Annotated in this window: 19 protein-coding genes; 11 read left to right on the forward strand and 8 right to left on the reverse strand. The window is 39.7% G+C overall.

Going from position 1 to position 23,703, the window contains the following annotated elements; all coding sequences use genetic code 11:
* Positions 1 to 83: 83 nt before the first annotated feature.
* The 3 genes from AY601_RS06075 to AY601_RS06085 form a co-directional block, all read right to left on the reverse strand.
* Positions 84 to 908, reverse strand: coding sequence for a phytanoyl-CoA dioxygenase family protein (locus AY601_RS06075; protein WP_068397917.1), 825 nt, complete (start codon positions 906 to 908; stop codon positions 84 to 86).
* Between the two features lie 27 nt (positions 909 to 935).
* On the reverse strand, positions 936 to 2,960 hold the full coding sequence (locus AY601_RS06080; protein ID WP_198163627.1) for a hypothetical protein: 2,025 nt from the start codon (positions 2,958 to 2,960) through the stop codon (positions 936 to 938).
* A gap of 85 nt (positions 2,961 to 3,045) precedes the next feature.
* Positions 3,046 to 3,930, reverse strand: a complete 885-nt coding sequence (locus AY601_RS06085; RefSeq protein ID WP_068397923.1) for a hypothetical protein — start codon at positions 3,928 to 3,930, stop codon at positions 3,046 to 3,048.
* Between the two features lie 1,848 nt (positions 3,931 to 5,778).
* On the opposite strand from AY601_RS06085, the gene AY601_RS06095 reads away from it, so the two are divergent.
* From AY601_RS06095 to AY601_RS06110, 3 genes are all read left to right on the forward strand, one after another.
* Positions 5,779 to 6,687, forward strand: a complete 909-nt coding sequence (locus AY601_RS06095; RefSeq protein WP_068397928.1) for an SMP-30/gluconolactonase/LRE family protein — start codon at positions 5,779 to 5,781, stop codon at positions 6,685 to 6,687.
* 317 nt (positions 6,688 to 7,004) lie between these two features.
* Positions 7,005 to 7,457, forward strand: a complete 453-nt coding sequence (locus AY601_RS06105; RefSeq protein ID WP_068397933.1) for a protein-disulfide reductase DsbD domain-containing protein — start codon at positions 7,005 to 7,007, stop codon at positions 7,455 to 7,457.
* A gap of 8 nt (positions 7,458 to 7,465) precedes the next feature.
* Complete coding sequence (locus AY601_RS06110; protein ID WP_068397936.1) at positions 7,466 to 9,130, forward strand: protein-disulfide reductase DsbD family protein; 1,665 nt, start codon at positions 7,466 to 7,468, stop codon at positions 9,128 to 9,130.
* Positions 9,131 to 9,349: 219 nt separating this feature from the next.
* Here the strand turns inward: AY601_RS06110 and AY601_RS06115 are convergent, their stop codons facing one another.
* From AY601_RS06115 to AY601_RS06125, 3 genes are read right to left on the reverse strand one after another with little or no spacing between them, the layout of a single operon-like run.
* Complete coding sequence (locus AY601_RS06115) at positions 9,350 to 9,814, reverse strand: Lrp/AsnC family transcriptional regulator (protein ID WP_068397939.1); 465 nt, start codon at positions 9,812 to 9,814, stop codon at positions 9,350 to 9,352.
* Between the two features lie 41 nt (positions 9,815 to 9,855).
* A complete protein-coding gene (locus AY601_RS06120; protein ID WP_068397942.1) occupies positions 9,856 to 11,235 on the reverse strand; it encodes an MBL fold metallo-hydrolase in 1,380 nt (459 codons plus the stop codon).
* A 56-nt stretch (positions 11,236 to 11,291) separates the two neighbouring features.
* Entirely contained in the window at positions 11,292 to 12,446 is a 1,155-nt protein-coding gene (locus AY601_RS06125; protein WP_198163628.1) for a cysteine desulfurase family protein, read from the reverse strand.
* A gap of 416 nt (positions 12,447 to 12,862) precedes the next feature.
* Between AY601_RS06125 and AY601_RS06130 the strand changes: the two genes are divergently transcribed.
* From AY601_RS06130 to AY601_RS25895, 7 genes are all read left to right on the forward strand, one after another.
* Positions 12,863 to 13,297 (forward strand): VOC family protein, encoded by a 435-nt coding sequence (locus AY601_RS06130; protein WP_068397946.1) that lies wholly within the window; start codon positions 12,863 to 12,865, stop codon positions 13,295 to 13,297.
* Positions 13,298 to 13,511: 214 nt separating this feature from the next.
* On the forward strand, positions 13,512 to 13,670 hold the full coding sequence (locus tag AY601_RS26010; protein ID WP_232324706.1) for a UPF0175 family protein: 159 nt from the start codon (positions 13,512 to 13,514) through the stop codon (positions 13,668 to 13,670).
* Positions 13,671 to 13,737: 67 nt separating this feature from the next.
* A complete protein-coding gene (locus AY601_RS25885) occupies positions 13,738 to 13,968 on the forward strand; it encodes a hypothetical protein (protein WP_068397949.1) in 231 nt (76 codons plus the stop codon).
* A 221-nt stretch (positions 13,969 to 14,189) separates the two neighbouring features.
* Positions 14,190 to 14,330: a hypothetical protein gene (locus AY601_RS25890; RefSeq protein ID WP_198163629.1), complete on the forward strand. Its 141-nt coding sequence runs from the start codon at positions 14,190 to 14,192 to the stop codon at positions 14,328 to 14,330.
* Positions 14,331 to 14,850: 520 nt separating this feature from the next.
* A complete protein-coding gene (locus AY601_RS06145; RefSeq protein WP_068397954.1) occupies positions 14,851 to 16,110 on the forward strand; it encodes a hypothetical protein in 1,260 nt (419 codons plus the stop codon).
* Positions 16,111 to 16,122: 12 nt separating this feature from the next.
* A complete protein-coding gene (locus tag AY601_RS06150; RefSeq protein ID WP_068397957.1) occupies positions 16,123 to 16,590 on the forward strand; it encodes a hypothetical protein in 468 nt (155 codons plus the stop codon).
* Between the two features lie 325 nt (positions 16,591 to 16,915).
* Positions 16,916 to 17,197: a hypothetical protein gene (locus AY601_RS25895; RefSeq protein WP_198163630.1), complete on the forward strand. Its 282-nt coding sequence runs from the start codon at positions 16,916 to 16,918 to the stop codon at positions 17,195 to 17,197.
* Positions 17,198 to 17,348: 151 nt separating this feature from the next.
* On the opposite strand, the gene AY601_RS06160 is transcribed toward AY601_RS25895, so the two are convergent.
* On the reverse strand, positions 17,349 to 18,896 hold the full coding sequence (locus AY601_RS06160) for a SusD/RagB family nutrient-binding outer membrane lipoprotein (RefSeq protein ID WP_068397960.1): 1,548 nt from the start codon (positions 18,894 to 18,896) through the stop codon (positions 17,349 to 17,351).
* 13 nt (positions 18,897 to 18,909) lie between these two features.
* Positions 18,910 to 22,080 (reverse strand): SusC/RagA family TonB-linked outer membrane protein, encoded by a 3,171-nt coding sequence (locus tag AY601_RS06165; RefSeq protein WP_068397963.1) that lies wholly within the window; start codon positions 22,078 to 22,080, stop codon positions 18,910 to 18,912.
* Positions 22,081 to 22,651: 571 nt separating this feature from the next.
* Here AY601_RS06165 and AY601_RS06170 point away from each other — a divergent pair.
* Positions 22,652 to 23,539, forward strand: coding sequence for an AraC family transcriptional regulator (locus tag AY601_RS06170; RefSeq protein WP_068397965.1), 888 nt, complete (start codon positions 22,652 to 22,654; stop codon positions 23,537 to 23,539).
* Positions 23,540 to 23,703: the final 164 nt, after the last annotated feature.

The following is a 23,703-nucleotide window of genomic DNA, read 5'->3' on the forward strand; positions in this document are numbered from 1 at the left end:
AATGGGATGGTTTTATTTTACGGACTTGTGTGATTGAAGTTGGATATCTGTATTCTTCCGGCTAAAATGTCAGCGTTTTATTTTTAATTCAGAACAGTAAACTGTCTTCCGATTTTTTCTGGAGAAAGGGGCTCTATTTGCCGCGGAATGGTTTTAAAACAAGTTCCTTCTTTGGGCAGGGTTGTCATCATATGTCGTAGGTAGAAGTCATCGGGCACCTGGAATACATTTGTATTCGCGGGGTCTGCCTGTTCATCTACATGGCAACAAAGCAACGGTAAATAGGCTGGTATGGCTACACCTGCAGCAACAGGTCTCATAGCTGCGCTTAAATTAGGCGGTGAGCCATGGATTACTCTTGTATTCATGAAAAGCACTTGTCCCGCCTTCATAGGAATGTAATGCATGTACCCCGCTTCAATAGTGTCTACCAATTCGGGATAAGGCAGCATGCCAGGAGCACGGTAAAGATTATTTAAGCGATGGCTTCCCGGCAAAACACCAAGGCAACCATTGGTTTTATCTACGTCAACCAGGGGGCACCAGATACTAAGCCCTGCGTGGTTTTCTTCTTCTACAAAAGTAGGGTCCTGGTGCAGCGGGAACTTACCATATTCCGATGCTGCCCGCTTGGCCACGAAGCTCCCTAAAACAAATTTATATTCATTTAATGCGGGAAGCAGGCTCCGTTCAAAGACCTGTAAGATATTTTGATGGATGAAGCTCCGCATTTCAATATCCTGAAGTACCACAGAAGCGACAAAATCAAACGTATGTTGCACCTCCACAGCTTTAAATACCGACTTTAAGTCAGCTATATCTTTCGCGGTAAGAAGGTCCATGACCAAATACCCGTGCTCCTGGAAAGTTGCATCATATTGTGGGTCAAGGAATATGTTTTGTGCCATAATTTGTTGGATTTAAAAAAATGTAAATCACATCCAGTTATACATAATATCGCTGTTGTGTGGTGCTTTTGACGAGATAATTTTTGAAAGAACCCGTATGATAGTTGCAGTGGTAATGGTGGATTTTTTGTCTTCGTAGTATTTTCCCGAAGGATTGTTCCAAGGCTCGTAACAGAAGTTATCTGTCACACGGAGATTTGCCGAACCATACCACTGCCCATTCCCCGCCTGCCAGTTGAGCAAGGCCCGGAGATGGGTGCCAATTTTTTCATCAGAATAACCTCTGATGCATTCAATGCCAATATAACAGGCAAGATCAAAAGCATTGTCAATCTGGATGGAGGATGCATCATATTCATACGCATCCATTGGCTCTTCCAGCCCTAAACGATCCAGTACTTCCAACGTAATGAAGGTGCTGTAATAGGGATTTCGCCACCAATAAGAGCGCCAAAAGCCGTTGTCCATCCGGTGGGTGTGCAAAGCTTTTTTAAAAGGATCAAGAAATGTGATCCTGTCTTCCGTCGACATGCCGTGATAACCCCAGGGTGTAACATCCCAGTGACCTGTTGCCCATGCATCAGGTTCGGTATAGGTGGCAATACAATCACCATCCCGCCAGTGTTCCCGGAAGAATAAACGATCAGCCGCGTTAACGGCAAGTCCAAGTTCATCAAATAACGCTACAACCATCGCGGTTGAGTCTACATCAGGTCCTGTCCCGCCATTGAATCCCCATCCGGAATTATAACTTCGTTGTGCTGCCAGCCATTTGGCGGCTTTTGTTGCGGCATTAATAGCTTCGTTATTACCGCTTTTTTTGCCATACTGCGCCAGCGCCTGTGCTGCGTACGCAGTAACCCATTGGTCTGACGTGCCTACGGGCAGGTGATAATCGTCCCAACTGCCATTTTCGTTTTGAATCGATAGGAGGTACCGCATTGAATCTTTGAGCGATCCCCATATTTCATCTGATTGCGGCATGCCGTTTTGTATAGCATGCTTTACGTAGAGATTCAATCTGGGTTTTAGATCCTGGGTAAGTCCAAACCCGATGAAAGCTATCTGGTATTCCTGACTGTCCAGTATCATGCCGGTATCGACAGGCGTAAGTGAAAAGCGGGTTGTTAATTGGCTAATAATCGATGACCATTCGTCAGCAGTATAGCTGAGGCAATGGCCGCACAGGTCAGCTTTTACATCAGCATGTGCTCCGGTCAGGAGATTAAAGCCAACACTCATTACCAGCCCATTCAAATCCACCTCATATTTCTCTGTTGCAATGGCAAGAAAATCTTTCATTTCCTGCGATGAAAACAGGTCGATCCCTAAATGCTGGAAGTCTGTAGTTTCGCGCATCCGGAAGTAAATCTTTGCCCGCGAATTTTCTGGGTTGCTGCCTTCCAGCCCTGCACTTGCAACAGTACAGTGTTTTTTTAATTTATTTATTAAAGTTATTGCATCATTGGCTAATGGCAAAATTGCTTTAAGCCAATTTGTTACAGTATCCCAGCCTTTTTTCTGGCTTAGGGGTGCCATTTCCAGGTAGAAAGCAATTCCGGGCTGCTGCGGGCTTGTGCCAATCCATACAAATCCTTGTTTGTAAATATTGCGGTCAACCTTATTTTTTGGCAACAGCATTTCAATCGTCTTTTCAGTAACGGCTTTCAGCTCACTGCTTCCGCTGCTGTGAATAGTATGCAGAAGTGTCTTAATGGAGGAATGATAACGCGATTCAGTGGCCGTATGAAATGCGCCTGGATCGCCAATAACGCGTAGCGACGTTCCCTTGCCGGAAGTTGTAAGACAAAGCTGCAAGGGTGAACCATCATTGTTCAGACATGAAGCACCGGTAATAAAATCTTCAGAGCCAGCGTCAGAATCAAGGAGCTGGTAACAGCTACCTGTTAAAGAGTTGGCCGCAGGTTGGAGCCGTTCAGCAAGCGAAATAAGCCGTTGAACTTTTTGGCCGATACGTACACTACGAATCATATAAATATTAAAGTTGATGGACTTGATCAGTCCGTTCTGGTTTAGGAATTTAAAACCCAACGGTCGATTTGAGAATCAGCCGCTGGGTTTTAACAGGTTGAATTGACTGTTGCAACATTCTTTTGTTACCACAGTCAATTAGGCATTAACTACCTTGTTGAATGTTGATCTGTGGGGCCTGACCAGCATTGGTGCCTGCTGTACCTGATGTGCCATTTGACCCTGCATTTCCAGGTGTTCCGTTTGCGCCACCTGGTGAACCGCCTGTACCAGCTGAGCCACCTGTGCCACCAACACCGCCACTACCACCATCACCTGGAAGACCTGAAATTGGATGGCCAATAAGCTGAGAGCCGGAATCCAGACTTCCGTAAGTAATATTGATCACATTACCGGAGCCACCATTGCCACCATTGGCTCCGGTGCCGCCATTGCCGGCTGCTGCACCGTTGCCGCCATTATAGCCACCACGGGAATAGGCTCCTGAACTACTACCATTACCACCATTACCGCCACTACCGCCCTTTCCGCCATTACCGCCCGTGCCGCCTTGACCGCCATCGCCGCCGCCACCTACAACGGAGAAAGTGCCGGTAACTTTACCAATGTACATGGTAGTAGCGGGAGAGTCGCCGCCGTTGCCGCCATTGCTGGCATTACCACCATTGCCACCCACTGCGCCATTGGTGCCATTGGATCCGTCGTTGCATCCGGAAGCCCAGTTGCAACTTGCATTCTGACCAACTAGTCCATTTTGACCCTGTGCACCTGGCTGGCCATTTGTGCCCGCCTTACCTGATGCCCCAAGAATGTTAATGTCGCCGGGGATTTGCTGTCCGGCTAATTCCTTTGAAGCAGTAGTTGATTTGATGAGGTTAGCAATGGAAATTTTACCTGTTGTCTGGACAAAAATTTGTCCACCTGGTAAAACTTTTACTGTTCCGAACTGATTGTTAGCGTCCGTGATGTAAAGTGGACTTGTCGAAGTTACTGTTACGTCTATTGGTTTAGACTCTGATGAGGTTGACATAGAAAGTTTTTTAAGAGGTTAAAATTTAGTATTTAATATAGAAAGTGTTGTGTTATTAGAGCTATTATTTTATATAAAAATAATATAATTATATATATTTTCATAATAATTTAATTATTTTTAAATTATAGTTAAGGCGTTCGATGATAATTAGCTAAAACCACACGTCAAACTAAGCCTGGCAATATTTCTATGCAAAATAGTTATCGGATTTTTCTTCCACCCGAAGGCATTTTCCATTAGGCAACAGTTTTTCTCCATAGATATCTTCTTATATGGGGCCATAATTTGATCGATTATCAGGAAGATTACGCATTGCATTAAAGATGTCTTTTTTTAACCTGGCAGCAGGTAAAAATTTTTCATCAGGAATGCCTGATGAAAATAGATTAATGTCTTTATGAATCAGTGTATTATACCTACCTTAAAAATCATTTGTATACTGCGTATGGGAGGAATTCTATTGCCAGATTTTAATTGCTGCTGGCAACCTGATCTTTGGTTACTTAGGCAATTTTCAGGTATGGGGCTTCCTTATTTATCTGTTTTTCTTTCAAAATATAGCTTATATACTCGTAATTATTATACCTGATTACATTTTTCAGTCCAGTTGTTTAGTACTTTTATTGAAGTTTTAAGATGGGTTTCGCTTTAGTCGTCTTAGTTAAATATTAAATTAAAAATTTAAAGCTTGCTCTTTTAAAGTTTGTATGATTTCCTGTTCTTTAGATTCCTTAATGTTAAAACAATTAATTTCAATAGAATTGTCCAGATTAATAATGGCGGAGGTAAATCCTATTACTTTTTACCATAACTGGCAATAACTAAAGATAAACCTGAATGAGTTATTGAAACAGCTTGTCCAGGTGAATGATGACTATAAGAAGTTGCTTTAAGATTTTTATAGAAATTCATAACCAGCTTTAATTCTGAAAGATGGACAGCCTCAAATTTTATTTCCTGCAGTTTGCTAACTTGTATATTCACAGTTCAGTTGTGCTATGCAATATATAGGGATCTTGTTTTAATGGGTACAGATTAGTATTTGAAGACTCATTGCCCGATCCCCTGACAGGTGTATATTGTATTATGTCAGAATAAACGTATATCATTAACAAAGTTAAATTTTGATAAAAAATTAAAATAAAATTGATCATTTGTATAAATAATAATTTAATATTTAAAATAATTATAGTTAATAGGTTAATTTAGTAATTTTTTTAATCTTAATTTTGTTTTTTAAATATATTTAATTACACTATGGTGAATATTTGAGATGGAGCAGTATGAAGTAACATATATGTTTTATAGTAGTTGTGGTATAGTACTGTAGGGGTTGTGGTACACATTAAACTAGTATTGAAGTAGGGTTGAAGTAGGGTTGAAGTAGCCTGAGGTACTTCAAGGGTAGTTCAATCCTACTTCAACCCTACTTCAATGTATGCCACAACCCCTACAGCACTGCCACAGACCCTAGTGATAATTAGGATTCTGTATTGGAATTATTTTCGTATCTTTAATAGAAAATATAGGTTGATTATGTAAAAAATAATTTTAGCAACCAAAAGTAAATTCACGTTTGGGATTCAGAAAACAGATAATGTAATGGATTATAGTCATCAGGTTAACTGTATCCTGGAGTTTGGATCAAACATCCTGGAGATCGGATCAAACATTCAATTTCCAGAAAGGAATAGAGACCATGTCTGCGAAGCAATGGGCTCAGCTAAATATTAAATGCAAGTAGGTTCCACCCGGATTGACAGCTGGACAAGAATTTAATATGAAATTCTAATTCAATCTTATTTTTAACTATGGACCATTAGGATTAAAATAATAAATTACAAAATGAATCATCTACATCCCTCAGGCAGGTTCTGCTTTTCTTTTTTATGCGTATTGCTTTTTTCTCTTACTTCATTGCAGGTTAGTGCCCAGCTGTTCAGCCAGGATAGCTTAAAACTCATCTCCCGCCAGTTTACCTTCACTGAAGGGCCGGCGGTAAATTCAAAAGGCGATGTTTATTTTACGGATCAGCCTAATAACCAGATCTGGAAATATAATACAAACGGTAAACTTTCTTTGTTTATAAATAAAGCCGGCCGCGCAAATGGAACCTATTTTGATAAACATGGCCAGCTGCTGGTTTGTGCAGATGAAAACAATGAGTTATGGTCTGTTAGTGAAAATAAAAAGGTAAAAGTACTGCTGTCAACTGTAGATGGCAAGAGACTGAACGGGCCTAATGACCTTTGGGCTGATGCTAAAGGTGGGATCTATTTTACAGATCCTTATTACCAGCGTGATTATTGGATAAGGAAAAAGCCGGAAATTGAAGGACAGAAAGTTTATTACTTGTCGCCTGGTAAACAGGCTAAAGTAAGAGTGGTAGCAGAAGATGTAAACAAGCCAAATGGTATCGTAGGCTCAGCAGATGGTAAATACCTGTATGTTGCAGATATTCAACGGAACAAAATATACCGGTACACGATTGGTAAAAACGGTGATCTAAGTGGCCAGACTCAGCTTATTAACCAAGGCGCTGATGGAATTACGCTCGACAGCAGGGGGAATTTCTATCTTGCGGGCAATGGCGTTACTATATTTAATCCCGAAGGTGTACAAATTGGTCATATTGAGATAAAAGAACCATGGACAAGTAATGTGTGTTTCGGTGGAAAAAACCGTTCAGATCTCTTCATTACTGCTTCAACCGCAATTTATACGATTCCAATGAATGTTAAGGGAATAGAATAAGAACAATGTATTGTTAAAGGAATAGAATAAGAAACTGTGGAATAGTTTTGAGCTTGAATCCTAAAAGGCGCAATCTCTTGCGACTTTAGTAATCCCGCTGATTGACTTATGAATCCAATCGGTAACCAAGGGTATTATATAGTGCATACAGATAAAAAAATGTTTTTTTTCAGGTTGACCGACCTGAACGCCCGTAAAAGCAGAAATTTTCTGGTATTAATGCTTATTTTAATAAGTTTTATGGAATTTAATGAGTTCCATTGTTCTAAGGTAGTCTGTTTACCATCTTTGGTATAATCAATCACCTAACAAACCAAATGAAAAAGAACCTATTTATTTTGCTTGTCTTTATTGCACTGGCAGGCTTTAGTGCAAATGCTCAAATACTGGAACCAGTGAAATGGAGTTATGCTGCAAAGAAATTAAACGCTAAAGAGGCCATAATCTATCTGAAGGCAACTATCGAACCCGGATGGCACCTTTATTCGCAATATGTCAAAGATGGGGGGCCGGTTGCGACCTCATTTACTTTTCTTTCCTCCAAAACTTATAGCCTGATAGGCAAAACCATCGAGCCAAAGCCGATCACTAAAAATGAGCCTGTTTTCTCTATGAACGTTAGTTTCTTTGAACGTTCAGCAATTTTTCAGCAAAAGGTAAAACTGGTTGGCAAGTCAGTAGTGGTCAAAGGAAAAGTAGAATTCATGGTTTGTGATGACAAGCAATGCCTTCCACCCAGTGAGGTTGAGTTTAGTGTCGCTGTGAAATAAAGTATATCATGAATCTTATCAAACAATTTTCTTTACTGTTCTTTTTTATAATTGCATTTTCGGTCAGCGGATTTTCACAGGAAACTACCAAGCCTGATGAGCTGGAGTTCACCGAGATTACTGCGCCTGTAGATTCTGTTTCAAAAAAAGTAGATAGTGTGGCCCCCAAACTATCTAAACCTGTTTCAATTGAGGTCAAAGCGCCGGCGGTGGACAAACTGGAAAAGACCACTTTTTGGGGAATTTTCATTTCGGGCTTTATAGGTGGGCTCGCTGCATTGCTGATGCCCTGCATTTTTCCGATGCTACCCTTAACGGTGAGCTTTTTTACCAAAGGCGCAGAGAAAGGAAAAGCCTTTACCAAAGCGGCCTTATATGGATTTTTTATCATTCTGATTTATGTGATACTGGGTTTGCTCGTTACTGTAATTTTTGGTGCAGATGCGCTGAACAGTCTTTCGACTAATGGTGTATTCAATTTTTTCTTCTTTTTATTGCTGGTAGTTTTTGCCGCGTCTTTTTTCGGAGCGTTCGAGCTTACGCTTCCATCCAAATGGGTAAACAAGATGGACGCAAATTCTGACAAAGGTGGTGTTGCCGGTCTATTTTTTATGGCTGGAACCCTGGCGTTGGTTTCTTTTTCTTGCACAGGTCCAATCATTGGGACTTTATTGGTACAGGCAGCGACAACAGGGGCATTATTGGGGCCTGCAATTGGCATGTTTGGGTTTTCCCTGGCACTGGCAATTCCATTCGCCTTGTTTGCACTCTTTCCCTCTGCAATGAGTGCGCTGCCAAAATCTGGTGGCTGGCTGAATAGCGTGAAGGTGGTTTTGGGATTTCTGGAACTTGCTTTTGCCCTTAAGTTTTTGAGCAATGTAGATCTGGCATATCATTGGGAATGGTTTGATCGGGAGATCTTTCTGGTGCTTTGGATCGTGATCTTTGCGATGATGGGGTTCTATCTGCTGGGTAAGCTGAAACTTTCACATGATAGTCCGCTTTCGTACATTTCTGTGCCAAGATTGTTGATGTCGATTGTCATTCTTTCCTTTACTGTGTATCTGGTACCGGGATTATGGGGAGCGCCGCTGAAATCGGTTTCTGCCTTTCTTCCACCAATGGAAACGCAGGATTTCGATCTTTATACTCCTTCGCTGATCGGTGGTTCGCATAGTACAGATCCGCGTACATTGGATGAGAAACCGCATAAATATTCAGATATCTTTCACTCACCGCTTAAGCTAAATGCCTTTTTTGATTACCAGGAAGGTGTTGAATATGCCAAAAAGATGAATAAACCGATATTGATTGACTTCACGGGGCATGCCTGTGTAAACTGCCGTAAAATGGAAGCCAATGTATGGCCTGACCGTGAGGTGTATAAGATGATCAGCCAGGATTATGTGTTGATCCAGCTTTATGTGGATGACAAGACCGATGTTATGCCCGAAGACGTAATCATAAGCTCGAAAGGCAGGAAATTGAATACCATTGGTAAAAAATGGAGTGACCTTCAGGCCTCGAAATTCAATTCCAATTCCCAGCCGTTTTACGTGCTTTTGGATCCAGGAACTGAACAACCAATGGTCGCTCCGCAAGGTGCTGATTATGATGTAGAAAATTATAAGAAATTCCTGGAAGCCGGATTGGCAGCTTACGGGAAAAAATAAACTGGCTTTTTGTAGAAGTGCCAGAGTTTAGTTAATGAGAAATAGGGGGATAAGCTGGATGGCTTGCCCCTTATTAGTATAAAGGGCTGCTAAACTGAACAATGTTTAGGATATGAATTGTTAAGGGGCCTGGTGGATCCGAACCGATAATCAAATACCCGGATCCGGATAGATGAACCCAATAGAAGGGCAGATTACAAATGAGACAAATCTGGTAATTTAGGAGATAGGATAGGCCGTGTCACTTTTGGCTTCAGAGAGCACGAAAAAGCTTTGGACAGTGGTAATATTAGGAAGTGTTGCAAGTTTTTGACGGTAGAAGGTATGATAAGTGTCCATATCACGGGTAGCAATTTTTAAAACAAAGTCGAAACTTCCAGTCATTTGAAGGCACTCCATAACTTCCGGAAATTTTACGACCTCATCCTCAAAGCCTTTAAGTGTGTCTGCGGCGTGGTCATTTAGCAATACCTGGCTGTATGCGATCAGGTTCATTTCAATCTTTCGTCTATCCAGAATAACGACAGTCCGCATAATATACCCCAACTTTTTCAGCCTTCTGATCCTTTCATGAATAGTTGCCACGGATTTGTAAAGCTGTTCTGAAAGTTGTTTGTGGGTGATGCCCGCATTTATTTGAAGAATCCTAAGGATCTCTTTATCTGTTACATCTAGCTCTGTCATATGGTTATTTAATTTATCTGTTTATAAGAATAAAAGCCGGATTATTTTTGCGACGATCGAATGGCACTGAATCCCCCTAGTACATTGATGCATTTATTATATCCTCTCGATTTCATCATTGAAATGAAAATCATAGAACGATATCCACCTGCGCAATATACCAAATACTCTTTAGATGAATCAAATATCTCAGGAATTTCAAAATTTTTCTCAAGTGAGATATTTATTGATCCGTTAATGCAATCCTTTGCCAGCTCTGATTTATTCCTGACATCAATGAATTGTCTGGATTTATTAGCTGTATAAGCGTCGAAGTCCTTTGCTTCTATACTCGTTACCTCTCCTAATGGTTTTTCCGCTTTAATCCATTCGGCCATTCCCCCTGCCAGATATCCAGCGCATTGGTCATAACCGACCCTGCCCAGACGAGTGATTGTTTCTTTTTCGCGTCCGGGTTCACAGACTAATATGATTTCTTTCTGATCTACTGCAATCAATGCCCCAACCCAGGGTGCAAAACTCCCGTCCAGTCCTATATTGAGCGCTCCAAGGATATGTGCTTTTGCGAAGTCTTCCGAAGACCTGACATCGAGTACCAATGTGTCAAGATTATCCATCCGCTGCTCAAATTGATCAACTGATAAAGCATTTTCTCCACGATCGTAGGCACTTGAAAGCGAACCATAACCTTTTTTATTCAGGTTCACGTTCATTGAAAAATACGGAGGGGGAGCTTGAAGACCATCACAAACCAGTAAAATAAAATCTTGTTTGTTCAGCGCTGGATTCAGTGCATAGTTAGTCTTGCGTTGGTTGCCAAGTAAATCATACCGGTCTGTACTCAGGTTTTTACCACAAGCGCTGCCGGCTCCGTGCCCAGGATATATCATCAGCTCATCAGAAAGGGGGGAAATCTTCTTTCTCAACGAATCATATAACATTCCTGCCAGATCTTCCTGACCAAGATTTATTTTACTATCCTGTGCAAGATCTGGTCTGCCTACATCTCCAAGAAAAAGTGTGTCACCTGTAAATATTGCATAATCTTTTCCAGATTCATCCTCAAGCAAATAGCAACAACTCTCCAGGGTATGTCCCGGTGTATGCAGGAGCTTGATTCTGATCCCGTTTAGCTCAAAAAACTCTCCATCTACGGCATGGTAACTTTCGAACCCGGTTTCAGCACCAGGACCAAAAATGATCTGTGCTCCTGAACTGTTTGTAAGTTCCAGATGTCCACTGACAAAGTCGGCATGAAAATGAGTTTCGAAAATATATTTAATATTTGCTCCATCCTGCCTTGCCTGCTGAATATATTGGCTAGTATCCCGAATCGGATCAATAATTGCCACTGCACCATTGTGTTCGATGTAATATGATGCTTGTGAAAGGCATTTTTCATAATATTGTTTAATGATCATATTTTAGACTTCTGGATTTGTTTAAGGAAGTATAATAGACATTGTTTAGCTTGTGGTTAAGACACAAATTGCGGCGATAACATGGAACTGATTGATTCAAGCGTGAAGTCGATATCTTTCTCACTGGTCATTTTACTGAATGAGAACCGTATGGTTGCACCAGGGAGATTTTTCTTTAAGGCTGTGATCACGTGACTTCCTTCATCCTCACCACTACTACAGGCACTTCCACCAGATGCGCAGATTCCTTTATTGTCCATCAATGCCAACATCAAATCGGTGTTGGTTCCAGCAGGGAAATTTACACTTAGAACTGTATAAAGTGACATTTCTGTGCTGTTGAAGCTGATATCTTTCGAGAGTTTCTCCAATCCAAATCTCATTCTTTTATTCAGGGATTTAATGTGGGAATGATCAGGTGAAAAGTTATCCATAGCTAAAGCAAGGGCTTGCGTAAAGCCTATAATTCCATGAACATTTTCTGTACCGGCACGTTTTTTCCTCTCCTGGCTTCCGCCATGGATAAGCGCACCGAACTTTGTTCCATCGCTTACATAAAGGATGCCCGTCCCCTTAGGTCCATGAAATTTATGCCCGGAAGCCGAGGCAAAATGAACTCCATAGTCAATCAGGTTTATGGGATAATGTCCGATGGTTTGAACGCAATCCGAATGAAAGATCGCGCCATGATTGCGGGCGATAATACCTACCGCCTCAATCTCCAGCAAAACACCAATCTCATTGTTTGCGTGCATAAGGCTAACCAGACATTTATGACCTTGTTTAGTATAAGCTATCAATTGATTTTCCAAATCCAGCAGGTCAACTTCTCCCATAGTATTGAGCTTAACTAAAGAACAGCTGAGTTGTTTTTGCTTACAATAGTGTTCAATTGTATGCAGCACTGCATGATGTTCTATCGGTGAGGTAATAATATGTGTGCAGCCCAATTCATTTATTGAGGATAGGATTGCTGTATTATTGCTTTCTGTTCCTCCGCTTGTAAAATAAATGGAAGTTGCTTTTACGCCAAGCATTTCAGCAACCTGTTTTCTTGCAGATTCAATGGCCAGCCTGCTCTGTCTGCCCAGAGAATATATGGATGATGGATTTCCGTAGTATTCTCCCATGTAAGGAATCATTGATTCGAGTACCTTTGGGTCAAGTTGGGTCGTAGCAGCGTTATCTAGATATGCTATTTGGTTCATCATGAAAAGTTTATGTTAAACTTATTTTAGTTAAGCAAAGTTCATGTTGTTATAGTTCACAATCAATCATCCGTAAGTTTTCCATGATTATTCCGGAAATTTGGGTTGATTTAACCCTTATGATAGAATATTATCAGCTTTATCAGGTCGGAAGCATAAATTTTTCAGAATTATTTTAAATTTAAGCGATATGTTATGTCTGCCTTATATGATTCTAATGCAGATCCGTCTAAAAATATCCTGAAAAATAGTGTATTAAAGATTACATGAAAATTAGTAGATTAAGGGGTAGGTTTGAACGGATGCAGAATTTACAGGAGGGCTTTAAGGAAGGGTATACCCTAATGTTAACCAAGTTCGACAAGCTGCTGACAACATTAATGTAGAAATAACAAATTTAACTACTTAAAATAAAAACCATGAGAGCAATCAATCCCTGGATTAACTTCAATGGCAATGCTGAAGAAGCATTCACCTTTTACAAATCAGTTTTTGGCGGAGAATTCACAAAGATCATTCGTTTCAAAGACCTGGCAACTGCCGAATTTCCGGTAGCAGATAATGACGCAGATAAACTCATGCACATTGCGTTGCCTATTGGCCCAAATAACGTATTAATAGCCAATGACGTCCCTGAATTTATGGGACGGGTCAGCGAAAACGAAAACCGGTCAAAAATAGCAGTGAGTGCCGAAAGTAGGGAAGAGGCTGACAATATCTTTAACAGGCTATCAGCAGGTGGTGATATTGAGGGGCAGATTGGCGAAAGTCCATGGGGCACCTATGCTGGAATGTTTAGAGATAAATACGGCATTGAATGGATTGTGGAATTTGACCCAAATTACAAAGGATAAAATTACAATGAGGAAAAGGATCTCTTTAGCCTTACAAACAGCTAGTTATTTTAAATATTGCTCACGAACCTATGTAGATAAGGTTGGGATTCAGTAAAGTATTTTTTAGTGAAAATCTCCAATCTTAAGAGCCTCATTTACGAGTTTTTTTCTTGTTAGTTTTAAATTTCGTATATTTAGGTAATATTGATTTGAATCTAAATCTTATAAAAATATGACGACAATGACACTTCAGGTGCCTGATTTTCTGGAAAAAGACCATGAGGATACCGTCCGTTTTTTTGCTGCGAAATTATATGAGTCCGGTAAATTATCGCTAGGACAAGCTAGTCAGGTAGCAAATATGGGTAAATGGGAGTTGCCGAAATTCTAATCGATTACGATAGTTATAGCACTGAAACTGATGAAAACTATTTAAGCTGTTATGTTTATTTCGCACTGTGCGATTTAATGGAACACCATCTGGTGAATGCGATTTTGATGATTATTATTGGCCAGACTTTTTTGATGATAAAATGCAAAATAAGTTTTTAGTAACAGTGAAATCTAAAGGAGAGCTAAAAGTAATTTTAAATACTATATATCGTAGCTTATGTAAGCCAGTGAAATATTTGCCGAAAGTTAAACAGGATAAAGCTGTGATCAGGGATACTGGTGAGGCCATACCGTAAACTTTAACAACAGACGAGCAGTTGATAGGTTACTGTTTTCTATACATACGTAGCTTGAAGTGGCGTACGAATCATGTTCCGTTTTTAATATCCTATAATGGAGTTCCTGGTAACGATAAAAAATCTTTTAAGTGGTTTCATCGCTATATTTTAAAGTTAGGGATTTACCTGTACTGGAAGTTATCGTTGAACAGCAAACGTTAAGAGATATTTGCTTTTTAATGAAAGAATTAGCTCCTTTTAAATCTCCAAAAGAAAATGATAGCGAAAATAGAAGAGCTGAACTTAAGAAGTTGAAAAAGGCTAATTTTAGCAGGGTTTTTACTTTATGGCATGAAGCGTTTCGCACTGTTGCAGAGTAGGCGATATACGCATTATCACTTTACTTACGGTATGCGAAATATCAAAGTGAAACCGGTAAAAATGAACATGTCACCTTGTATATTTAGTAATGAGCTGCCTGAGTTATATTTTCTGTGGAAAGAGAAATCGGATTACTATAAACTTGAGCTTCGTTTTAAGATAGGTGATAAGTTATATGAATCGCCTAATTATTTCAATGCCTCCTTTTTTATGGCATCATGCATGAATCCTAGAAAAGGAAAGGACACGGATGTTTAATCCCTTATATGGATAATTGTGCTCAGTTCGGGCGAATAACAGATGACAATATAGATCCAATTTTAGTTTAGACTATTGTAAGGATGATTAACGATTATGAGGAGTTTGAACCTGATGTATGATTTAAAATCATGATAATTGAAAGAGAAAAATACGGGTCTCCGTATTTGCTCAATTTTCACCATGTAAAAGACTCATTTGGCGTAAAAAAAGAAATTACACTCAATTTAATTACGATACTTGATTAAATCTAAATTAAGTATGAGAAAACAATTTTTATTGAAACATCTATTTTTAGTTGTTCCTATAATGCTCTTTTTACATTCCTGTAAAAAAGACAATGTACCCGAGGTTGCCAAAGACCAGCCTTCCATGCAGTCTCTTGTAGAAATCGCTAAATCCTCTCTAGAAAAGCAATCGGTGGCGGGAAGTCCGCTATTGAGCAGCTTAAGATCCATTGGCATGGCGCCAGACTGGTCGAATATCAAGACTAGCATAAATAGTGAAAATAAAACCGTTCTCGCCATTCCTCTTGAACAAACAACTAATTCATTCTCTGAATTAAATGTGATTATAACCAATGGATTGCCACATGAGGTAATCAAAAAATATACTGTGTCGAATGACAATTCAATATTATTAGAGTTTTATGCCTTAAATGGTACATTACTAAAAGCAGGACAGTATGATGCAACATCAGGCAAGTTCCAATTAGCAAAGTCAATAACCAACAGGGTTATCTTATACGAGCAAAAAAATAAACTCGGTAGCAATGGTAATTTATTTTTGTTGTTAGGTAATAATAAAACAAAAATATCCACGGGAGTCAAAACTGTTGCCGTAAACGGCATCCATGACCTTGAAGAAGTTGAAATTGAAGGACAAGGCCCATCAACACCACAAATCGGAGATCCTCAGGGGCCTTCAACTGATAATGGTTATGGGCCTGTTGACTATTATCCTGTCGAATCCGTACCTCCATCAGGTGGATCAGTAGGTGGATCAGGTAGTGAAGGTGATCCGTCAAAAGCAGATCATCAGCTAGCCTCCGCCAACCTTCCTCCAAATAATACAGACGACAAACAGGTAGCAAATACATGTGTATTTAAGACAATGGAATGGATTAATAAGTATTTTGGTGGAAGTAAAGATCTTACAGCAATCATAAACAAGTATGCACAATCTACGGGACCTGCTGAATCTGGCCCGACTAGGGCTTATTATTTGGTATTGAATGGTGTAACTCAGAGTGAAATGCCAAATTTGATTGCTCTGTTTTTTAACACTAAAGCAACAGAATCAATTAAATCATCAATTGACGTTGGATTTCCCTTAATGGGAACTATCTCAACAGGGAAATTAACCAATGGAGGTGATATAGTAGGCCATGAAGTGATGATCACCGGTTACAATCTTAACGGCAGTATACAATATTTTGATCCAGAAACCGGGGTGTATGCAATAAAAGCGAGTCCGGCAGAGTTCACTAACTTAATTACCGTAACTTCAAATAAAAATTAAATTAAGAATTTCATGAAAAAGAACATTATTTTAATATGGTTTATTGTGCTTGTAGGAAACAATTTTTGTTTTTCACAAGATAAAGAGGATTTATCCAAATTGCCAATAGTAGTCCTGAAACTTTCCGATGGTACAGAAAAAATGACAAGGTATCCCTTAATTACATCTAAGCAATATAATGAAATGAAGATCCTACCAAGGGATAGTTTTTTCACAAAACATCCAGATTTAAAAGGGACAAATGTTCTTTCTTTTTCGTTAGTTCCAAGCGTCAAAAAAATATTAAGTATAACTGATATTTTTAAACTTTTTAAAATCGACGACAAGTATATGGACTACGATATTTACGGAACGGGTAATCCAAAGCCCCTTGCGGATAAAAAGAATATCTATGCACCTGAAAATTCCATACAGTCAGTGACTGTTGATGAACAGAAGAAAAGAGTTATGATTAAGTTGTTCTTTGCGGACAAACGTTAATCTACTAAGATATTAAAATAAAGGCCAGTTTAAACCAGCTGGCCTTTATGATTATTTGGATAAATATAGCCCCAAGACCCTGGTGGTAATTTATCTGTAGGTAGCCGCTTCAATACATCTGCTGACACGCAGTAAATATTTAGCAAGCCTCGACATTATCGATGGGTTCAGCGAACAGGAAATTTATACTGTAGGTTGGGAAGGCGAAATCTGGAAGTACGACGGTTCTCTCTTCAGTCAGCAAAACAGTCCGACCGAGCTGGCGCTCTACAAAGTTCGCTGTGCGCCGGACGGATTTGTCTATGCCTGCGGTCAGCTTGGAACCTTGCTTCGTGGACGCAATGATCAATGGGAAATAATAAAGCATGAAAGCACCGAAGAAGACCTCTGGGGTATGGAGGTTTTCGACGGACAGTTATATGTGTCTTCTACCAGTTTCGTCTATCGGCTCGAAGGCGATAAGCTCAATCCTGTTGATTTTGGGGTCGACATTCCACGCACTTGTTATCACCTGAGCGCAGCTGACGGGATCATGTGGTCCATAGGGATCAAGGATATAATGGAGTTTGATGGTTCGAACTGGAAGCGGATTTTGCGAATTGACTAATCCGGGTCAGTTTTGCCGCAACTCCCAATCTCGTGTCAAAAAATACAATACCATCTAAAAGAACTCGATCCTGTAAAACATGTTTTTACAGGATCGAGTTCGAAAGTTAGCTTATAAAAAAGGGAAATTTTGAGTACTATTGAGGATTTTCCTATTTATCCCAAAAAACACGTGTGTCCATATTATCTGGCCCACCATTGTCTGCAACTGCTGCCTGGTAATTCGTTGAGTTTGCAGAAAGCTCAAGCGTTGGATAAACAAACCGGCGAACAAAACCACCAGTTATATTTTGTCCTGGCATGGTATTGGGCGATAAGGCCGGGAAACCGCTTCTCCTGAAGTTAGCAAATGCCTCGGTACCATTGCCCCAGGACGCCACCCAATATTGAGTATTAATAAGGTTTAGTGCATTTGCCGTTGTATAAGCATTAACGGGATTATTAATAAATGCATTTTGTGTAGCTAAAGGAATGATGGCTGCTGGATTATAGGTTGTCCATTGATCCATTGCCGCACGGATACCATTCGCATAATAAACATCAGGTGTACTACCAGTTATCCAGCCTCTAAAAGCGGCCTCTGCCAGCAGTAATTGCGTTTGAGCATGAGTGATAAAAAATTGCGGAGCGGTTAAACTACCGAAAACACTATAATTAACCTGCGAATAATTAAAACCCGAGCCGTTACTACCTCTAAATCCAGGGGCAGTTGGTAAAGTAGCGTTGCTATAGCCTATAGGAAGTCCGAACTGATTTGCAGATATGGTGTCTGGTATGCTTGTAGGTGCCGATAATGGGTTTGCGTATTTGCCGGATATAAACTTCAATCGCGGATCACCACTATTTTTTAGTTGATCAACAAAGGGAGCCGCTAAATAATAAGTATTCGCTATCGCAGTAATAGTCTGGCTCACGGGATTCACGTAAGTTGTATTGTATTTCAGATAACAGTTGTCAGCATTTGATGTCATTACACCACCTGCTACGGCAGCTTGCACAATAGCTTGCGCTTTTGCAGGTTCAAATTTACTATATCTCATACCTAATCGAAGTAATAAGGAATAACCCAATCTTTTCCATTGGGCGATATTGCCACCGTAAAACACATCAGCCTTTACTATATCCTTTGTTGGATCTAAAGCTGCGGTTGCCGCAGTAACTTCGTTAATCAGGTCAGTGTAAATCATTGCCTGATTATCGTATTTAGGCGTAAGCACATTTGATAAATAGGCTTGTCCGGCTTCACTATATGGCACGTTTCCGTAACTATCTACCAGCATCATAAATTGGTAAGCTTTCCAGATTCTGGCTTCGTTATATAAATTTGTCCTTGCTGCATTGCCTTTGAGCTGGCTTAATATTTGGACCAGCAATTGAACAGGACCTGAAGAGCTTGTTGCGCCACTATTTGTTCCCGTATATTCAGCATTCCAATTTTGCGAAGTATAGGTTTGATTCAGCTGATTAAAATTAAATGCCGAGGTGATTCCTGAAAACGGATTTACAAATTGCTGCACAATTGTTGGCTCGGTTTCCATCGTTGCTCCATGCGTTCCAAATTGTGCACTCGTAAACAAGAATGATGCGTCGAGTTCTGTTGGGTTATTTGGATTAATATTCAATTGATCAAACCCTTTATTGCAACTGGAAATTACTGGGACCCAGATTGCGATGACTATAATTCTGATTAAATTTTTCATATTGTATATAGCGTTAGAATCTTACGTTTAAGTTAAATCCGAAAGTACGTGTTGTTGGTAGTGATGCTTGCTCATAACCTGTTAAGTTATCTCCGCTTGAGGCTATTGCTTCAGGATCAATGTTTGGCGTATATTTCTTAATGATCAATACATTATGACATACCGCAGAAAGCACTAAGCTTTTCACATATTTTTTATTGATAAATTTAGACAAGTCGTATCCCAGCGAAAGGTTTCTTAATTTAATAAAGCCCGAGCTATAAATAAATGGATCTAAGATATTCGTTGAACGATAATTTGCGTAAAAATCTTCTGCATTTACAGCGGTGGTATTTGGTAATCCGTCAGTAGCGTTTACGCCAGGAAAAATTACTCCACCCACACGGCCAGGTAAAGACTCTTTTGATAAACCTTCTCTTAATAAGTTTAAACTTGTGCTCGAGAGTACTTTACCTCCTGCTTTATAATCAATATGGGCAACAAAGGTAAAGCCTTTGTAGTTCAACGTATTTAGCCAGCCCCCTGTTGCTGTAGGAAGGCCACTACCAAAATTAACTGGTTTATCACTTGCTACGGGTTTGCCTCCCGATAATACGATATTTCCGGAAGCATCCCGCTTGTAAGTTGAACCTACAATTTGGTTAAGGGGTAAACCTACCACGTCAACAATAGACCCAAAAAACTCAGGACTGCCCACTACAAGTTGCGATTGGTTGTTAGCTAATGACAATACTTTTGAAGAGTTGAAAGCAGAATTAAAAGCGGTTTTCCAGGTAAATTTGTTATTTTGAACAGGTATTAATTCCAGGTTAAATTCTAATCCTTTATTATCCAAACCACCTAAGTTAACTAATGTGGTGCTATATCCGCTTGCTGCAGACAGGCTTATTGGAACGGCTTGATTAGTCGTTTTTTTATCGTAAGCAGCCACGTCCAGATTCACTCTGTTGTTGAACATGTGTAACTCGATACCTATTTCTTTTTCATTTACACCAAAAGGCTTAATTTGGGTGTTTGGTGAAGATGTCCCGTTTATACTTCCTAAGGGAAGCCCATTGAATGAATTTTGAGCAAGCGCAAATGTTAATGCATTGTAGCTTCCAACGCCCTGTGCGCTTCCGGTTTCTGCAACAGCAACTCTAATCTTTCCAAAATTTAACCATTTTGCTTTTGGAAGTAATTCCGAAAAAACGAAACTTCCGCTAATTGAGGGATAGAAATAGTGATCTATATCTCTGGCCAGTACCGAATACCAATCTGTACGGCCGGTAAGATTCAGGTAGAATAAATTTTTGTACGACAATTCTGCAGTACCATACAATGAATTTACTGTTTGTTTAGTCAAGTTGTAACTCGAATTTGCCGTAACACCGTTTCCGATCGTATATAAACCTCTGATGTAAAAGTTTGTTACCGCTTCATTAAATGTAGAGGAAGTTAATGGAAAGTTATTACCACCTGCCGTTGCATTAAATGAAAAATCTTTCCACTTATGCCCACCACCCAGCAAGAAGTCAAAATTATTTTGGCGTGTACTTGCTGTACTTATCCCATAGCTACCGTTGAACAGCCCTGCAGGTGCTGCAGATACAGCCAGCGTACCAGTTGGAGTGTTTGATTCATAGGTAGATTGCAAAAGGTCCATATTTGCCCTGCCCTGAAAATATAGCCAATCGAAAAACTGATAGCGTACCACAGCAGTACCTAACAAATGATCTTTTGTTTGTCTTTGAAATTGGTGCGCTAATATCCAGTATGGGTTGGTAACGGTAGCAAACCTCGAAGTTGGTGTTTCATTTCCGTTGGCATCCGTTGCGCCTGCCTCAAGTACATCAAAAGAAATGGAGTTAGCCAGCCTGTAAATTGATGTAGGAATTGCATTTCCCTGGACGCCTACAAGTGGCGGATTGTTATTAAATTGGTGATCATAGTTAACGTAAAATTGTGCAGATAATTTATCGGTAAGTTTATAGTTAATGCCAACGTTAAAAATCTTTTTATGAAAATCGTTGTTTGGTATTATGCCCTGAGCGTCTTGATTAGAAAGAGACACCCGAAAACTTCCTTTGTCATTACCGCCAGAAAGTGCAACTGTATTACTCCACGATGATGCAGGTCTAAAGAACGTACTTATTCTGTTTTTAACAGGCGCATAGGGACGTTGAACTCCGTCGAATTGATACGTTGGTACATCATCAAATGGCACACCAAAACTCCAGGCACCAGAACTCTGCGCAGTTCCTTGTGAGGAGGGACGAATATTATTTTCACCTTGCCCGTACTCATATTGAAAATCTGTATAATCGAGCGCTTGGTTTAGCGTAAAATTAGAGTTGAACTCAATACCTATTCCACTGTTTTTGGATCCCGACTTTGTCGTAATAATTATTGCGCCGTTAACTGCACGCGACCCATACAATGCTGCAGCGGTAGATCCTTTTAGAATAGTCATCGATTCGATGTCATCCTGATTGATACCTTGCAAATTATCTCCCTGGTCGACATTTTGTGTATAACCATTATTACTGCTCGCGCCCTGCGACATTGGCAAGCCATTGATTACGATTAGCGGCGAATTGTCTGCGGTGAAAGAAGATTGTCCACGCAAACGAATCTTTGTACTTCCACCTGGCCCTGCGGCGGGTGGAGAGACGTCCAGCCCGGAGATCTGGCCCTCAAGTGCATTGGCAAGGTTAGTCGTGCGGTTAGTTTGTAATGCCTGTACGTTGGCTTTCTGAGCCGAGTACCCCAGGCTTTTGGCTTCCCTCTTTATACCGAGGGCAGTTACGATAACCTCATTCAAAGCATTTGTAACCGCCACCATAGAAACATTAACAACGGTTTTTGTATTTACCGTTATTTCTACGGGATTATAGCCAATGGATGTGAACACCAACACCGCATTGGTATTTGCAACATTTATCTTATAACTGCCAGATGCATTGGTTGTAGTAGCATTTTGAGTTCCCTTTTCAACAACGCTAACGCCGGGTAAACCAATTGCCTGTTCATCGGTAACTTTACCTGTAATTCCTATCGAAGCTAATTTTAACTTTTTTGTTGTTAAAGATTTGCTAAATATTACGGTTGTTAGCCCACCAGCTGATGCGCTCGCGGATTCGAAAAGAATGAATACCGTTAACACCGTACAAATAAATACTAGTGGAAGTAATTTTTTTTTCATAATTGTTATTTGGTTAGCATTGTTTTTTGTAATAAACAGCTTAAATAACCGCAGAAGAGGCGGTGCTGTCATTTCGGAGCATACGCAGCGTTTAGCGACTACGTATGGTGGTGAATGTGAAGTAAATCTATCTCATAGGATTATATTGGTTTGCTGGTTAATCAATCCCTGCTCTAGTAAGCTAAGGCAAATGTGCTTAGGCTAAATAGTTTGTTTGAGGAAAATAGTTGCGAAGAACAGAAGATCACTTTTCATTTATATTTGGTTTCGAAACAGTTAGGTTACTCAATCAAATAAAGAGAACTTTAATGAAAATCAATTTCAGTATTACAGCAAAAAAATGTAACATATTAACATAGATATTTCTTTCTGTTATGAGTTGCTGATTGATGAGATATCTAAAAAACTTCTGTATATCAGTTGTTTATGATGTTATTTTACAACTGTGCCAGTCTAATGCACAAATAGAAAAGCCGGGTATTGTTAATATACACATATCAATAAGTAATCAGATGGATATTATATCGTGCATAATTTCTAATTTGATGTTTGTAATTAACCAAGTATAAACATGAAAGCTACGTTAAAAAAGGCTACTCCGAACCCGGAGCATTCCTTTAATATCCGTAAGGATATAGGGCATGCGATATTAAGTGCCTGGCATTATCACCCCGAGTGCGAGCTATTGGTTGTTAAAAGGACCTACGGTACCTGCCTGATAGGCGACCATGTTGGTCCTTTTAAAAATGGTGATGTATTTTTATTTGGATCAAACCTGCCACATACTTTCCGGTGTGAACAAAAATATCTGGAAAGCGATACTGAAAAAGTTGGAGAAACAATCGTGATTCTTTTTCAAACTAACATCTGGGGCGATGCATTTTTAAATCTACCTGAAATTAGCCCAATTGTTAAAATGCTGAATACTAGTAAGCTGGGTTTGCGGTTAAAAGGAGTAACCAGAAGAAAGGTCGGCAAAATAGCGGAGGAAATGCTCAACGAATCGCCTGCCCGTAAGTTGATCAGTTTATTATCCGCTTTGGAAATAATAGCTGTTTCGAAAGAATATGAAATTATATCATCCAACGGCTTTAACCCAGAAGTGAATAGCATCGATCAAAACCGCATCAACACGATATTCGAGTATACGTTTAATAATTACCACAAAAAAATAGGGCTAGAAGATGTGGCTGCATTAATTAACATGGGAAAGCACTCTTTTTGCAGGTACTTTAAATCCAAAACAAAGAAAACATATATCCAGTTTTTAATGGAAGTGAGAATTGGAAATGCATGCAGATTGTTATTAGAAGAGGAATTTAATATAACTGAGGTAGGCTATGCCTGTGGCTATAACAATATTTCTCATTTCTATCATCAATTTAAAACGCTTACGAAAAAAAATCCAATGGATTACAGACACAATTATCTTAAAACTGAGGAGAAAAAATTTACCTGACAGCAAGTTTTGAGTTGCTTTTAATGAGGCGTTTAGATGATCAAATCGTCATCAAATCAGGCAATGCAAACCAGTAATTTTAGTATTGAAGCATTTTATTGTATTATATTAACATCATGCTTTAAATGTGCGCTAAAAGGACTTATTTGCCTTTAGATTTTACC

It is taken from the genome of Pedobacter cryoconitis, assembly GCF_001590605.1.
Lineage (GTDB): Bacteria > Bacteroidota > Bacteroidia > Sphingobacteriales > Sphingobacteriaceae > Pedobacter > Pedobacter cryoconitis_A.

Excerpts from the sequence above, each read along its gene's own strand:
- AY601_RS06075 (WP_068397917.1), bottom strand. The coding sequence starts at position 908 with ATGGCACAAAACATATTCCTTGACCCACAATATGATGCAACTTTCCAG.
- AY601_RS06085 (WP_068397923.1), bottom strand. The coding sequence starts at position 3,930 with ATGTCAACCTCATCAGAGTCTAAACCAATAGACGTAACAGTAACTTCG.
- AY601_RS06095 (WP_068397928.1), top strand. The coding sequence starts at position 5,779 with ATGAATCATCTACATCCCTCAGGCAGGTTCTGCTTTTCTTTTTTATGC.
- AY601_RS06105 (WP_068397933.1), top strand. The coding sequence starts at position 7,005 with ATGAAAAAGAACCTATTTATTTTGCTTGTCTTTATTGCACTGGCAGGC.
- AY601_RS06110 (WP_068397936.1), top strand. The coding sequence starts at position 7,466 with ATGAATCTTATCAAACAATTTTCTTTACTGTTCTTTTTTATAATTGCA.
- AY601_RS06115 (WP_068397939.1), bottom strand. The coding sequence starts at position 9,814 with ATGACAGAGCTAGATGTAACAGATAAAGAGATCCTTAGGATTCTTCAA.
- AY601_RS06120 (WP_068397942.1), bottom strand. The coding sequence starts at position 11,235 with ATGATCATTAAACAATATTATGAAAAATGCCTTTCACAAGCATCATAT.
- AY601_RS06125 (WP_198163628.1), bottom strand. The coding sequence starts at position 12,446 with ATGATGAACCAAATAGCATATCTAGATAACGCTGCTACGACCCAACTT.
- AY601_RS06130 (WP_068397946.1), top strand. The coding sequence starts at position 12,863 with ATGAGAGCAATCAATCCCTGGATTAACTTCAATGGCAATGCTGAAGAA.
- AY601_RS26010 (WP_232324706.1), top strand. The coding sequence starts at position 13,512 with ATGACGACAATGACACTTCAGGTGCCTGATTTTCTGGAAAAAGACCAT.
- AY601_RS25890 (WP_198163629.1), top strand. The coding sequence starts at position 14,190 with ATGAAAGAATTAGCTCCTTTTAAATCTCCAAAAGAAAATGATAGCGAA.
- AY601_RS06145 (WP_068397954.1), top strand. The coding sequence starts at position 14,851 with ATGAGAAAACAATTTTTATTGAAACATCTATTTTTAGTTGTTCCTATA.
- AY601_RS06150 (WP_068397957.1), top strand. The coding sequence starts at position 16,123 with ATGAAAAAGAACATTATTTTAATATGGTTTATTGTGCTTGTAGGAAAC.
- AY601_RS06160 (WP_068397960.1), bottom strand. The coding sequence starts at position 18,896 with ATGAAAAATTTAATCAGAATTATAGTCATCGCAATCTGGGTCCCAGTA.
- AY601_RS06165 (WP_068397963.1), bottom strand. The coding sequence starts at position 22,080 with ATGAAAAAAAAATTACTTCCACTAGTATTTATTTGTACGGTGTTAACG.
- AY601_RS06170 (WP_068397965.1), top strand. The coding sequence starts at position 22,652 with ATGAAAGCTACGTTAAAAAAGGCTACTCCGAACCCGGAGCATTCCTTT.